Here is a 15,145-nt window from a genome sequence, read left to right as displayed (position 1 = left end):
AGTTCATTATCGATATTGATCATATGCGGGATTTAATACATGAGAAATTTATGGAGTGCTCATCAAAAATTAGCTTTGCAAAGAGATGGATTGAAAAGTTTCTTAGTGAAAAACAGAAGTCCAAAATGTTGGGTGTTTGACTATAATATTGGTAATCGCGGTGTTTTTAGTTGCGTATTTGTGCAGGAGAAACGGTTCAAAATAACTGATTTCTTGGGTTCTGAGATAAACGTACTCTATCTGCAACAAGTCCAACAGGAAAATCAAGAGTATGCACATGCATAATCTTGTTCCTATTTTGTTCGTTTATTTTTATTTGAAAAGAACTCCCATTTCAAAAAATTCGTTGGTTTATCATTTTTTAGTTGTGACACATCAATGAAGTCTTAATCTCAAATATTACAATCAAATTTATGATTTTTGTTCATTCGAGAATAGGAAATGGTTTGTTGGCACGTGGTTTGACTACAAAGTAGGCTACTTAACTATAAAGTGAGTTATTTGACCACAATGTAGGGGACTTTATGGGCAAGCCCTATATTATACGCTTTGTCCGAAAAATCGATTTGACCGATAATTCGTGTCGATGACCGATAATTCATAATTTTGACCGAAAAATACCATATTTCTCGTCCATCCCTCATTTCAAAATAAATTATAAATACTTAAAGGTAATATGATTTGTATGGGAGTATATGATGGAGTGCTATGGGGACTTTAAATGAAGTTAAAATATCTTTTACCAATATTGTTGTTAATAGTTGCCATAATAGCAACAGTAGCAGTTTCAAACATGAATAATTCAGTCACTGGAGTGCTTGGAATGTCGGATGATATTACTATTAAGGCTCAGATACCCGAAACATCAAGCAGTGTTCCATACTACAAAGTAGTCAGTGAGGAAAATGAAAATGAGCAAAAATCGGGATTAATGAAAGTACGAGAATCCCTTCCATCTGAAAAGGAAGCAGTAGCAATTGCAGATCAATATCTTCGAGACAAAGGAAGTTTCCCTGAAGATGCTTCTATTTCGAATATTGAAACGATTACCATGCAGGAGCGAGATACAAGTTCAGGAGAAGGAGTCGTGGTTGGAGAATACCCATTGTTTGTTGAAGTAAGCTATGATCGACATATAAACGGTATGCCAGTGGTTGGTCCTGGTGATTCTATAACTGTTTCGCTTGGGGACGATGGTGAAGTGATATATTATGCAAAATATTGGAGAAAGTTGGAGCAAGTTGGCAATGTCGAAGTGATAAGTGGTGATAAAGCTATAGGGAAACTAAATCGCGGAGAAACGATTGTACAAGAAGCTGGATATGGTGGATCAATCGAAATAAACAACATTGAGTTAGGGTATTTCTCAAATGGTGCTGGAGATGAACAAGAATTCTATGAACCTGTCTGGATCTTCAGAGGAGTAGACAGCTATGGCTACAATGTGACAAAAGTTGTAAAAGGGGTTGCCGAATAACCCTTTTTCTATAAAGACGGTGAAGTAATATTGCTGGATAATCCACAAATCTCTAAGCAAGCTGTAATCAAAGATGTTTATTTCTGTAAATATTATTTCCATCATTCAACAAGCACTACTTCATGCACATTCGTCGTCTTTCCTAATAGCTACGGCTGAAAATATGGAGCAATTCTTGTCACATTTTTTAGCTTGACCGAATAATACTGATTTTGACCGAAAATTCATGTTGTTGTCCGATAAAGACCCTATTTTTCGGACAAAGCGGGAAATATCGAAACGTTTATATCATATCAATCAAAATTTATCGACTGTTCACTGACGTGTTAAATTTATTAATTGGATACTAATATGCATGAAGTTATGAAGTTATTGATGAGAGTACAATACATGAAAATAGAATCTTCTATATTTGGGACTATAATATTATCTTACTTTGCTTTGGGCATATTCACAATAATTCACAACACTTTAGTAACCAGTACGTTCTTAACGAGCTTTGCACCATTTTCGATTGCAGAAAGAATTCTTTTTCTCATTATAACCACTTTATTTGGAGTCATGGTTTTCAGATTCGTTGGAATGAACAGACTTGCTGATCAGCAATAAGATCAGAAAGAGACCTACATCTTTTATATTCCAGTTGAAAGATCCGAATGCTACCATACATATTCGAAACTGACATCCTTCAGCTCCTTTTGTCCTCCAGAATCATTGAACTCATCCCAATCAACATAAAGAACATCATCAAATGCTATCTCGGTCTGGAAGATCTTTACCAGATTCTGACCCCCCCATTCCATTCCGTCTTATTGCACTTCCAGCTTCATCCTTTAATTGATTAATAGTACAGGCTTTTTTTCCATCATCTTTTAAAGATGGACCAAACTGCCATACTTCCTTGTCAGTAATCAAATACCTATCATGTATATCTACACTACTTTTTAGTCGATTTGACCAATAAATAGGGTATTTTTCGGTCAACCACGCGAATTTTAGGTCAACGAGTGAAGGAATGAGATTTTGAACCGAATACGAAGGAAGCGAGAAAGATATTGGAGAAAATGCCATTATGACATTTTCTCATATTCAGGATCTTCAACTTTTCCCATGAAGAGGATGCATCCAGTTCTCTGATCTTCGATGAAGAACATGAAAGGATGATCGGCCTTGAATTCCATTATCTGCCCAGGCATCGGTGCATCGTCAGTTGCTTCAATGGCCGTTGCTGCTGTTGCCTCAGTACCTTCTTCATTCACATCGATAAATGCCTGATGGACTACTTCATCTATTTTTAATACGTAGCCAGGTGGCACCCTTTGGATGTCAAAGATGCCAGAGAAGTCGGCATTTTCCCTGTCAAAGGCATCAATTATACCCATATTTTTTAATGGATCTACTAATTCTGAATTTGTTGTAAATGTGAACTTTGGTAACCAGATTCGTACATCATTGCTTGATTCCAGAGTGGATTTAAGTTTGCCATACTCAGAGTGGGTAAATCTGCTTTCAAAATCTGCAATGTTGTTCTCATTGGGAAGGACAATGTACATACTTAGATCATTGCCTTTGTAGGGCAGTTCAATGATTTTTGCATCTTCGCTTTCACCGTAACTAAAATACTCCTCTGTATACATCATGTCTACAAGAGTTTCTTCTTTGTTTGAAGATGAATTATAGAATGGCTCCTTTTGCGTATTCCCCACGTCAAATTCATTGAGCCACTTTCCTTTAAAGTAAACTGCGTTTGTAATGATCATGACTGTCGAGTCGGGCTCAATCATATCATCTGAAATTAGGTCCTTGATTTTGTCATTGGTCTTTGATGCAACCCATTCATTGATGATGTCCTTGGATTTTTCAGGTTCATTTCTAAAATCGACATTTGTTACTTTTCCACCATAATAGGTTTTTGAGTTGCTCACAAACTGCTCATTCAACGGATAACTATTCCGCACCCAGAGAGCATTTGCAGTTTCAAGACTGTAATATTCACTGCCAGAATTGATAATGCCTATCATCTCTTTTGAACTCCCTTCAAGAACGGGTTTACTGAGAGGATAGTAAAACACATTTGACATCTGTTCCTTTGTGGAGCCTTCAGCACCATCATAACAAATAGCCATTGCAGTGAATATGCTGTATGGTGAAAAGAAGACATTTTCATCTTCATTTTTAATCATTGAATACATGTCAAAAGCAAAAGCATTGTTTGCAGTTGAAATATCATAATCTTCAACCGACTCTGCATTTATTGTAGTCTTTGCACTTATAGTTGAATTTTCAATACATCCCACACAAAGCAATGCAAGTATACTTAATAAAATTAGCAAAATAATTTTACTTTTATCCATAGTTTATAGAATAAGTATCAGTATTTAATACTTTTTAGTTTTATGATTTTGATTGAAAAATATATTTAGTATTTTTATAGCCAATTTAGTGCAAATCAATAGGTTGGGATCATGAAATCTCCAAAAAAAGAACTCTTTTAATTTTATTATTTAGATTATAACATATACTCAATGCAAAAAATAATTATATGTAGTAAATTGTTTTAATAGTATTATGTACATTATTCAATGAGTGGGGGAGTGTTTGATTTGAAAACTGCTGGGAAATTCGGAGTGATCGTATTGATTCTTGCAGCTCTAGTGACTGTGGGATACATATATGGAGATTATGTTACGAAAACAACCGAGATATCAGATGAAAACATGATCTTTGAGAAAATCGATTATGACATAAAAACAATTGAGAGATTCTCCTGGATGCGAAGTCATTACGAAATTGCAATTGCAAATCCTGAAAACTTTAAGAAATCCGCTGCTAACGGCACCGTGAAAATGAAATTATTGGGAAAAGATTTTGATGTGGAACTTCATGAAGATAGCGTATTTAAAAATCCAGAGATGTTTCCACATATCAAGAGTTATAAGGGAAAAGTTGTTGGAATATCAGATAGTTCTGCTCTATTTACAGTGGCAAATGATGTTGTTCTGGGTCACATTGATACAGGATCTGAGTATTATTCCATAGAACAGACAAATAAAAGATATGATGGAAAAGTCGTTCATGTCATCTACAGTTCAGATGCAAGTAGGGATGCTTATCTCAGAAATAAGATTAGTTCTCTGGAAAGTGTCTTGGTGGAGTTGAGACCTGGATTCCAAATCGGAGAATTGAATTTCACAGTCATGCCTGAAAAAACAATGGTGCTCGATAACGAAACATTCCCTATTCACTTAACATTGACAAACGTTGGAGAAAACACGATCAATGTCTGGGGAATGTACGAACAAATTAGTTATGACGTATATTTCTATGATTCCAATGGTACCCAGGTTCCCTATGGATGTGGGGTAATTTCAAGAACAACGCTGACTAACGAGAACCTTGTTGAACTTAGTCCTGGACAATCTCTTAATGCTACATTTGATTCAAAGTGCTGGAACTTGAATAATGGAACGTACATACTCAATGTTGTATATCACACTTCAAGAGGTGAATCAATTACAAAACCTTACTGGATAGGCACTCTGGAATCTAATAACATTACTATAGAGGTTGTAAAAGAGAATGTTCAATCCCTCAAAACAACCGAACCGACCAATGATGTGTTTGAAGGCATAACCATTGAAGTTAGTGGTTGCCTTCCATACATGAGTCATGAAGACCTGAGCAATGAGTCTGATGTCATTCTGATGGGTAATATTAAAGAAATCTTGCCAAGCAAATGGAATACTCCTGATGGTAAGAGGCCAACCGATGTGATCGAAGATTTAGATCACAATGATCTGATATACACTGACATTGTGGTAAATGTGGACCAATATCTCAAAAATCCATTCTCAGAAAAAGAAGTTATTGTTAGGACAATAGGTGGGAATGATGGGTATATCTGCATGTCTGTTGATTATGAACCTTCTTTCAAAATTGATGAAAAAGTGTTGCTTTACCTAAGAGAAGACACCTATGCCGCTACTCGTGATGTTGGTTTTGAACATTTTGTAGTTACAGGAGGCATGCAGGGCAAATTCGGTTTGACTGATGATGGAAAAGCGATAGGGTGGAGTGAAACTGTAAGTTTGGAGGAGCTTCTGGAGACGATATGATTTAAACAACATCAATCGGATGATATCATGCCTGGAACACATCTACACCCACTGATCTGGGGAGCAATAAGATTCATTCTTGCTCTACCAGTTACATATTTCATGTTCAATGAAATTAAATGGAAATTCGCTTTAGTCACAGCCGTTGGTATGATTATTGGATCATTCATAGGGGGCTTACTCTAATAGATGATTTTCTGTCTTAATGCTGTTTATGGGTGTGGTAGTTCAAGCACATCAAGATGATATATTTTTGTGATATGAGGATAGATAAGTATGAAAAAATTCAGTATAAGAAGCAAGTGGATTATGTTCTTTTGCATAGGTCTTCTCACATTTTTTTTGAGCGGGTACATTCTCAGAGGTATACATCCACCTGAGTCTATCTATTTGATGCTGCTTGTCTACTGGGTACTATTTGGTACTGGGATACTTGTTTGCAAGAATAGGTCGAGTGTTTTTGTGGCAAAGGCATTCATCATATCCTTCATGGCGCTACTTCTGATATCTGCTGGTTTCTTTGTATGGAGTGCGTACAGCCACATGAATTCCACAACGATAGATGCTGATTTATTAGAGACAATTCCCGAGGAGTTTGTTGTTGTGACGGAAGAAGAGCTGAACGAATATCCTTCACTTAAAGAAGCGATTGCGACTCTGAGTTATGTGAAAGCTGATCCTGATGAATGGATGCAAACTATTGAATTCCTTGATTCAAAGGGCTCCCATGTGATTAAAGTGGGAGATGCATACTATCAGGTTGTTTTTTCGACTGCATGAAATCTCCTCAAAAGCATTTCAGACAATCTAATTTCACATAAAGAAGAGATGCATTATTGTGAAGTGGGAGCGGATGAAGATCTACAGGTTAGCTCGCTGCACAGTAGATAGTTCTTAAAGTTAAAACACATCATGATGTGTGGAGAACTTCCATTTTTAATCAACGAAACATACCAATTATTTTTAATAATATTACACATATTTTCAAATATGCAAAGAAAAAATCTAACTGTAATTGTAATTATTCTGATTTTAATGTGTGGCGTTGGAATTGTAATTATTGGAATGAATTATGATAGTCAGGATGAAATGGCAGCTGCTAGTGGAGAATACACATTAGACACAAATTATACCTCCGAAGAATTACAGGATATGTATAGAAAATATAACATTACAGAAAATGATATAAAATTCGCCAATAATGAATTACCCAATTTCCTTGAAGGGACCATACTTTCAAGTGACTACCAAGTGCTTGTTACAGAAGACGGCAAACCCCCCGAAGGGATGGAACTTGGCAAGGATTATGACATCATAATTACTGAAGCTGAAATGATTAGTATTATTGAGAAGGCAGAAACCGATTACATCAGTAAATACGGCGTAGATCCATCAAATCCTAAGTTAGATGAGGTAAATGGATATCTTATACCCAGTGAAGAAGTAGCAAAATTGTTTTACTCGGTCAATTAAGATAATCCTTGAAAATGCTAATTGAGAATTTTTGAGAATGGTAATAAATTGTATTCTTTGGTAGTAACATGGAAAGACAAAAAACATTAAGACTTGTAATTCCAATTTTTACGGTTATTGCTATAATCGTACTCCCTGGAGTTGTGGCTAAACATGTAGTTCATGACAATCTGCTAATCGAAATATCACTTGTGGGATCTTTTCTTTACGGGTTTCTTACCTACTGGACTATTGTTAAATTGGGACTTCAGTAAGGAGAATTATTCTAATCTCTGCTTTTAACAGGTTACTATAATCGGCTTGTAGGTCTGCTCTGTAATCAAAAGCCCGCTTAGTGAATTGGGCATGTCACTAATGAAAGCAATACAAATAACCATAAACGAAAGTGGATGGCAATGCAATGAATACAAAATCAATAAAAACAATAATTTAAGAAGTATCAATTATTATACTTCTTGTTTTTTTGTATTAAATTCAATTAATTTATCCAAGTTTGCAGTATTGACTGTAACAGCAATCACTTTAGTGGTCTTGATAGAAGCAGTTATCCTGTTAGTCATTTTATTTTTAATTTATCGTTTAATTATGAAAACTGCTCAATTCAAAAAAACAGTTTGACGATGTGGCCAGAAAATATGTATAATGTGACCTACTTATGATAAATGGCACATCGTAAAGTTATTGTATGGATTTAGCAAATATTGACGTAATAACTGAACTAGAAAAACTATTGCTGGTGTTTCAACACCAGTATTTTTAATTTTGGGGAAATGATGCAATGAAATCTGGAAAAGTATTGTTAACAGGAATAATATTTGGGATTATACTATTCAGCACTTTTAGTCTTTTAGATATTAATACAATATATGGGGGGATTGTTGGTGCAATACTTGTAGGCATAATCGTTGGTAAAATAACAGACAAAAATCCCATCAAATATGCAGCTATTTCAATATTTATATACAATGTAATTGGCTGGGCCATAATATTTCTGTTTACCCCTGAAGGTATGATTGTGTTAGGACATGAGTCGGCAGCTACCAGCATATTTATTGGTTTCATAATGATTTTGATCATTTTCTATTCGGTCATTGGATCATTCAGTGCATTTGCCACATATAATCTGAAAACAGATAAGCAGGATTGAAATGTTATTGATTTTACAAACGTGGATTATTGGAGAATCTGGTGGGGTTTTCAAGCATTGTGAAGGGTAATAAATGAACATAAAAAAATCAATTATCCCAATTATCATATCTGCAGTGATCGTTGTTATTACAACTGGAATAAACCATCTAGAGCACGCATTGCGCACAACAATTGGTGACTTATTGACATTTCCCGTTGTGTTTTTCAGCATGTTTCTTTTACCGATCGCTCCCATCATGTATGGATTGATCACAAGGGATAAAATCGGATCCATTACAATTGGAGTAGTACCTGTAGTCGGACTTTTTCTCTATATCTATTTGAGCTCAATTATATCAAGAGACTTTACTAGAATAGATGCTCTTGCTTTTTTTGGAATTCTGGCCATCCTCGGTGGCTTGGAAGGCTATTTTGCATCAATAAAAGAAATACAGTACAATATTCTTGCGATATGCTGTTTTCTGTTCTGGGTAGTATTTTTTATACGAGGATTTATCGATTGAACTCAGAAGCATTCCATTTACGGAACAACAAATGTGGTCATATTCTGCAATGAGAGACTAACTAGAACTGAATACGAGATAAAGATGTATTAAGCTAACAATATGGGGGTATAAGCGTGAGCAAAATAAAATCAAAATGGACAATTGTCAGACTTATGGTATTCTTTGCCATACTTGTTTTTACATATCACATAGGTCAACTATTATGGGGAATTATCGCAATAGCTATTGTTTTCTGGATCTTCATGTTATGTGACTGCCTTCAGAGGAACATTAATGATTTTCCCAGCAAGGGGGATAATGATAAACTGATCTGGTCGCTTGTTCTAATTTTTCTGAATTTCATAGGTGCAGTGCTGTATTACTATCTAGTCAGATCACATGTTAGGGATGAGGGACAAGTATGCTGAAGGAAGTTCAGGATTTAATACAAAATATCGCAAGACATCTTTATCACAATTATGTAAGTGCATTATTTGGATTGCTGTTATTGCTTATTGCAATTTTATACCATTTCATGGAGTATTTGCTTACAGGACAGATCATTGGTAGTATCCTTTATGCGTTGGCAATAATTGTTTTAATAGCTGTTATTCTAATATTATTTAGAAACGTCAATAAGTAACATTGGGGAAATTCATCATGAAACGATTTAGAAAAATATATCGTATAATACCACTCATACTGGCACTATATAATGCTTATCAACTATGGTTCTATGATAATTTCAGTTCATTGTTGCTATACCTTACATTGATATCTGTGATATTAATTGGTTCAATGGATTCATTTGTAAAAAAGCGAAGTGTCGAAAATAAATGAATCGAACGTATCGTATGGGTGAGAGATATTGTTTTCTGTCCTGGGTTCGGACATCGGTCAACATACCTAATACAACTGGAAATTTCCTAAGTCTTACCGAAGAAGAATGGGAATATATTTACAGCCCATGAAAAATTAGTAGTACTCCGTATATTTTTTACAAAATGGTTAAATTTTTATACCTGACGATGGTTTTATTCCATAACTTATGGAGTGGAACTATGAATACACAAAAATTAACACTTATTTTACTGATAACATCACTCCTGCTCTTTTCCGCAGGATGTATTGGTGAAGAACTCACAGCCGCACAGATTGCTGAGGAATATAAGCAAAAGCAGGCAAACATTGAGGACTATTCCGCCACTATGTACATGACGACGTATTTGGGTGAGCAGGAAATCACATCAATTACTTCAATGTCCCAAAAGATGCCCGATAAGACGAAAACCACTATAATACAAGCCGAACAGGGTGAAGGCATGGTTATGGTTTCCAACGGAAAAACAATGTGGACATATAATCCCGATCAGAATTCTGTGATGGTGATGAATCTGGGCTCCATGGGAGATTTTGATGCCAGCCAGATGGATTATACAGGTATGATGCAGGATCTCCTGGATGAGAACGATTTAACGCTAGATGCCATAGATACCGTTGACGGCAGAGACAGTTATGTAATATCCATAAAACCAAATGACAATTCAACGTCTGGCTTAGTTGTTGATATGAAAACGTGGATTGACAAAGAAACATGGATGCCTCTCAAGTTCGAAATGTATGATGATGAAGGCAATCTCATGATTGTTACAGAATACAGGGATTTTGAAGTCAATACAGGTATTCCTGATTCGGAATTTGAGTTTGAGATTCCCGAAGGGGCGGAAGTGGTCACTTTTGATAGCCTTGAGGACCTAATTCCCGAGGAAGTAACTCTTGAAGAAGCACAGGAGTTGTCTGAATATGATGTGTTGGTCCCTTCCTATATTCCTGAAGGTTATGAATTTGAAGATGCAACAGTTAATAATAATACCCAATTTTCTGGCGAAATACAGGAAATTGTTTCCATAACCTATTCAAAAGATTTCGAATCCCTCCACATCAGAGAAATTTTCTATGAGGAAGAATCTCCTACAATAATGGAAAATGGGGGTAAGATCGTGGATATCAATGGGTATGAAGGCCAGCTTGTTTCTTCGCCACTTGGTGACGATTATGCATCCCTTTCATGGAACAAAGGAAATACCAAAATGATAATAAACGGTCCAGTGGGCTCAGATGAACTCATCAAAATAGCTGAATCAATGGAATGAAGGACCCCATCTTTGATTCCTACTTTTTTTATTTTTCACGACTAATCAGCGTTATAGGTTGGAGAATGAAGCGAGATCTATGCTAGGAAATAAAGCAAGGTCTTTCAGTTTTATCCATAAATGTCAGGATGAATTGGTAATTTCGGTTTTAATCACAAAACATACCAATTATTTTTAATAATATTGCACATATTTTTAACTATGAATGTAAAAATTATATGTATTTTTGTATCAGCTATTCTTCTGATATTCGGCACAGTTTCTACATGTGTTAGTTCTGATGAAACTGTTATAGATGAAATAATGATGGAATCATTGATACAGAATATGGGTCACCAGGATGTGTTTATTAGACTAGATGCTGTGAAAACCCTTGTTGAAATTGGAGATCCTGCAGTAGATTCTCTAATCCAAGCACTAAATGACGAAAATCCTAAAATTCTGGAAAATTCAGCATCTGCTCTTGGAAAAATAGGAAATGAAAGAGCAGTACAACCTCTAATTGAATTGTATCAGTATAACCAGAAATAATATAGTTATGTAAATTTATATCTATTGTTGGAGTGATATCATGCTAAGAAAAGATATTTTGAGAATTGGAACTTCCACGATAATAGGAATTGTATTTTTATGTGCAAGTATAATATTTGTATTAAATTTACCTTCAGAAGACACATTGCAGACAGAAGAGCCCAAGATAACTCAAAATAACACGTCATATATGGAATTCCATGAAGAATTAGCTTCAACAACAGAATTAATTACAGTTCCGATTGGAGGATTCCATACAAATTTCATTCGTCTAAAGCCTGGGGAGATATAGGATACCAATTATACGTTTTATTCCAGAAATGGTGGGCCTGCAGAAGTCAGTTATAAGATATATCGAGTAAAAAAGGTGTATGAAACAGAAGAGATAGGGATGCCAGATGGCTTAAATATCAGTATAGAACCTTCCAGATATATTGCACAACCTCGTAATAACTATACTTCAAAAATTACAATCAATACAACTCCAGAACTCACTTTCCGTGGTGCTGGAACTGAGTACACTTTATATCTGCAAGCGAATTTTGAAGGCGAAAGTAGAACCAGAGGTAATGATTGGATAAGAGTTTTAGTGGAAGGTGAAGAAACGGTGCCAGGAGCGTCAGGATTTTACCAGCCACATGTAACTCTTCATAATGACTCTATAACATTAGAAACTGGACAAATTGAAGAAACTTACTGTACTTACCATACAGGAGGGCTGGGAATAAGAGAGATTTCCTACAATATCTACAGAATAACAGGTAAAAGCAATGCATTACCAATGCCTGATGAAGAAAAATTACCAATGCCAGCAGGTTTAAGCGTCAATATAGAACCTTCCAAGTTTATATCCAAAAATTTTGCGGATTACATCTCACATGTTACTATAAAAACAAGTCCAGACTTGCCTTCAGGTGAATATATTCTGAATATAGAGGTACTATCCAATGAAAGAATAACAAAAGATGTATCACTCACAGTTAATGTAATATGAAATATTATCCAAGTGAGAATTTCTACAGAGCCATTTATGGTCAAAATATCGAAACCTACAATTTTTTACAATTGATTTCAAACATGGAAATTAGGTTCTGCTTCTGAACAAGTTAATCAAAGTTATTATTTTCAGAAAATTCTATGTCTCGTATGGTGTCGATAATTTAACTTTATTGTCAAGTAGGCCACTTTATAGTCAAATTAAAAAGTTTGTAGTCAGATGGAATTTATGGGCAAACCCCATGATACGCACTTTGACTAAAAATGCCTCTATTTCAGTCAAAGCGAATATTCGAAACAATTTTTTGAAATTCTACTTCCTCCCATTATAATCAAGTGGGGTAGTTCATCTTTGCCTGAAAACGTGCTTATTGAGCACAAAGTAATGGAATTGCATTAAATTCATCAGAAATTTTTATATTAGGATAAACTTATATGTACTGTTTAGGTGCTAAAAATGCAAAAAATCTTCGTTCTCACGATTCTTTTACTTTTGATTGCTGCAACAAATGCACATGCATCATTTATTCCAGAAGCAGGCATGATCTCATATCAGATCAATGATTCTGACCGAATCGCTGTTGGGAATGTGACCAATATCCAGGAACATCTCAAATACTCAGTAGTAACAATAAACGTGGATGAATGGTTAATGGGACCGCTTCCATCGAATGAAATAGAGGTAATTACGGAAAGAGGTTCTATGTATTCCAACGCCAATGAACCTCGATTTTACACTGGTGAATCGGTAATACTGATGCTTCAGGACATAAACGTAGCTGATAACAGATTCAAAGTAACGATTGGTGAACCTGGGAAGCATCCTACTGCCGATAGAGACGAAATAATAAGTGAACTTGAATCAATGGCAAAATCCAACAAAAGTGAGATTGTATCAACGACAGAATCCGATAATACAACTCCGTTTATTGGAAGCATTGGATTGGTACTTGTTTTTGCATGTGTGGGTCTCGTGTTACGAAGATCTCAAAAATGAATCAGGGGGAATAACGTTTGATCAATGATCTCATCTTAAAAGTTAGAAAGAAAATGCCGTTAGATGCCCTGCTTTTCTTTATAGCTCATATCTGGGCAGCTGTTATTATCTTGACAATATTTGGAATGATAGTGACAAAAAGCCAGTCTGATCTAAAGATATATGCATTGGTAATGACACTGGGATTATTTATCCTATTTTTAGTACCGATAGCAGCCATTGGGCAGAATATTGTAAAGAACAGGAGAGATATTAAAAAGGTTTTGTACTATGTACCTTTGCTAATTATTGGTATGTTTCAAACTATAATAGTTATCATTGGACATACTCATATTGTGACAGCTACATTTCCCCATGATTCGTTGATTTATACCTTGCTGCTTCCACTTCAGAGACTCGTGGAAATTTCAATATATCCTATAACTCATGAAATATTCTATATGGGATTTCCGTATAACACATTACCTCAAATCATATTATATGTTGTCATTCTTCCCATCAGCCTGTTTATTTACTTACTGCCTTCGGTAGACTATGATATGAGGAAAATTACAAGAGAGATGAAGTTAATTGTTTTGTTGCCATTGCTTTGTGCTATTATCCCAGTAATTCTACAGGTAGTTCAAATGGGTCTGGGATTAATCGCTGAGAATATGATTAAATTTTTCTGGGTTAAAATATTCTTTAACATATCATATATGGGATTTTTCCTATTGATGCCTATCCTGGGTATCTTGTATATCAGACATTACAATATGATAATTGGAGAATCTACATAAATGAAAATAGAACTATCTGTAAATGAAAAAGCAGAATATTTGGAAAAGGTTAAAGAAGCTATCAAGAATCCCAAGTATTCCATATTCGTCATCTTGGGATTGCCATTCATACTTGCATTAGTAGGGGTAATATTAGATCCATATGCTCTACCCATCATACTTTTTGGACCACTTGTCGCATTGGCTTGCTATGCCTTCTACACTGGAAACAAACTATCTTCTGCAATATTGGGACTTTTGGTATTCCCACTTATGTTCTTTTATGCCGAACCCCTCGGTACAATTCTTCATTTCCGATTCGAACATCTTGGCAGATATTTTGAATGGTCATATATATTTGATATTATTGATGAAATTTGGAAATATTCGCTTGGCCATTCATTAATAGGATTCTTAATCGCATTCCGAAAAAAGCCATATTTGGTAATTGCGTTGCTTATCTTTATACTACAGCTTATGGAAATTCTCAGTCACATAGACTAAAATATTGTCGCCTCTTCTCGAACAATTGTATGTTTTATCTGCTAGTAGTTTTTTGAGTTTATAGTCAAATCGAGTACTTTATGGTCAAGCCATGCAATTTTCCCCTTTGACTATATGTTTCTCATACTTTTACCCCTACACCAGTGTCGAAGGGATTTCTTGTATTCCGATAATACCACAGAATGCATTTGTCAGGAAAACATAACACCATCGAATGATATCGTTTTTATTTATTATAATGTTTTAACTGTCTTTAGCCAGTTTAATCGAGTTCACAAGTCCACCAATACCTGCATGACATCAACCGCTCTGACCTGATTCAAATGTTCAACTGAACTATATCAGATGTATTTTTGGCATTGTTAACTAAACATAGCTAACTCTTTATTTCTGTACTTCATCAAAAGAAGAACAGAGTACTTCAGCATTTCAAGACTCTTAGTATAACACTTTGACTTTCTTCTCAATCTTGCCAGAAAGTGCCTAATTATGCTGTTATATCCTTCA

Annotated in this window: 16 protein-coding genes and 1 pseudogene; 14 read left to right on the top strand and 3 right to left on the bottom strand. The window is 35.3% G+C overall.

Annotated elements, in window-relative coordinates; translation table 11 throughout:
* Positions 1-721: 721 nt before the first annotated feature.
* Positions 722-1,477 carry a two-component system regulatory protein YycI gene (locus KDK67_RS12005; protein ID WP_250869032.1) on the top strand — a complete coding sequence of 252 codons (756 nt, stop codon included), beginning with the start codon at positions 722-724 and terminating at the stop codon, positions 1,475-1,477.
* Positions 1,478-2,136: 659 nt separating this feature from the next.
* Here KDK67_RS12005 and KDK67_RS12000 read toward each other — a convergent pair.
* Positions 2,137-2,280 (bottom strand): hypothetical protein, encoded by a 144-nt coding sequence (locus KDK67_RS12000; RefSeq protein WP_250869031.1) that lies wholly within the window; start codon positions 2,278-2,280, stop codon positions 2,137-2,139.
* Between the two features lie 267 nt (positions 2,281-2,547).
* Complete coding sequence (locus KDK67_RS11995; RefSeq protein ID WP_250869030.1) at positions 2,548-3,831, bottom strand: serpin family protein; 1,284 nt, start codon at positions 3,829-3,831, stop codon at positions 2,548-2,550.
* 228 nt (positions 3,832-4,059) lie between these two features.
* Between KDK67_RS11995 and KDK67_RS11990 the strand changes: the two genes are divergently transcribed.
* From KDK67_RS11990 to KDK67_RS11930, 13 genes are all read left to right on the top strand, one after another.
* Positions 4,060-5,592, top strand: coding sequence for a hypothetical protein (locus KDK67_RS11990; RefSeq protein WP_250869029.1), 1,533 nt, complete (start codon positions 4,060-4,062; stop codon positions 5,590-5,592).
* A gap of 276 nt (positions 5,593-5,868) precedes the next feature.
* A complete protein-coding gene (locus tag KDK67_RS11985) occupies positions 5,869-6,372 on the top strand; it encodes a hypothetical protein (RefSeq protein WP_250869028.1) in 504 nt (167 codons plus the stop codon).
* 132 nt (positions 6,373-6,504) lie between these two features.
* Complete coding sequence (locus KDK67_RS11980) at positions 6,505-7,065, top strand: hypothetical protein (protein WP_250869027.1); 561 nt, start codon at positions 6,505-6,507, stop codon at positions 7,063-7,065.
* A 778-nt stretch (positions 7,066-7,843) separates the two neighbouring features.
* The gene (locus KDK67_RS11975; protein WP_250869026.1) at positions 7,844-8,212 is read left to right on the top strand and encodes a hypothetical protein; all 369 of its coding nucleotides are present in this window, start codon (positions 7,844-7,846) and stop codon (positions 8,210-8,212) included.
* 73 nt (positions 8,213-8,285) lie between these two features.
* The gene (locus tag KDK67_RS11970) at positions 8,286-8,717 is read left to right on the top strand and encodes a hypothetical protein (RefSeq protein WP_250869025.1); all 432 of its coding nucleotides are present in this window, start codon (positions 8,286-8,288) and stop codon (positions 8,715-8,717) included.
* A 116-nt stretch (positions 8,718-8,833) separates the two neighbouring features.
* Complete coding sequence (locus KDK67_RS11965; protein ID WP_250869024.1) at positions 8,834-9,127, top strand: PLDc N-terminal domain-containing protein; 294 nt, start codon at positions 8,834-8,836, stop codon at positions 9,125-9,127.
* Between the two features lie 633 nt (positions 9,128-9,760).
* Entirely contained in the window at positions 9,761-10,852 is a 1,092-nt protein-coding gene (locus tag KDK67_RS11960; protein WP_250869023.1) for an outer membrane lipoprotein-sorting protein, read from the top strand.
* A gap of 201 nt (positions 10,853-11,053) precedes the next feature.
* Complete coding sequence (locus KDK67_RS11955) at positions 11,054-11,383, top strand: HEAT repeat domain-containing protein (RefSeq protein WP_250869022.1); 330 nt, start codon at positions 11,054-11,056, stop codon at positions 11,381-11,383.
* Positions 11,384-11,423: 40 nt separating this feature from the next.
* Positions 11,424-11,675, top strand: a complete 252-nt coding sequence (locus KDK67_RS11950) for a hypothetical protein (protein WP_250869021.1) — start codon at positions 11,424-11,426, stop codon at positions 11,673-11,675.
* A 75-nt stretch (positions 11,676-11,750) separates the two neighbouring features.
* The gene (locus tag KDK67_RS11945) at positions 11,751-12,377 is read left to right on the top strand and encodes a hypothetical protein (RefSeq protein WP_250869020.1); all 627 of its coding nucleotides are present in this window, start codon (positions 11,751-11,753) and stop codon (positions 12,375-12,377) included.
* Between the two features lie 459 nt (positions 12,378-12,836).
* A complete protein-coding gene (locus tag KDK67_RS11940; protein WP_250869019.1) occupies positions 12,837-13,376 on the top strand; it encodes a hypothetical protein in 540 nt (179 codons plus the stop codon).
* A gap of 17 nt (positions 13,377-13,393) precedes the next feature.
* Positions 13,394-14,155 carry a hypothetical protein gene (locus tag KDK67_RS11935; RefSeq protein WP_250869018.1) on the top strand — a complete coding sequence of 254 codons (762 nt, stop codon included), beginning with the start codon at positions 13,394-13,396 and terminating at the stop codon, positions 14,153-14,155.
* A complete protein-coding gene (locus KDK67_RS11930) occupies positions 14,156-14,638 on the top strand; it encodes a hypothetical protein (RefSeq protein ID WP_250869017.1) in 483 nt (160 codons plus the stop codon).
* A gap of 362 nt (positions 14,639-15,000) precedes the next feature.
* Here the strand turns inward: KDK67_RS11930 and KDK67_RS11925 are convergent.
* Positions 15,001-15,145 (bottom strand): annotated as a pseudogene (locus KDK67_RS11925) (IS1 family transposase); the annotation flags it as partial.

Origin of the sequence: Methanococcoides seepicolus (genome assembly GCF_023684405.1) — an archaeon.
Taxonomy (GTDB): Archaea; Halobacteriota; Methanosarcinia; order Methanosarcinales; family Methanosarcinaceae; genus Methanococcoides; species Methanococcoides seepicolus.
The sequence above is the reverse complement of the archived record's forward strand: the minus strand, read 5'-3'. Positions and strand labels throughout refer to the sequence as shown.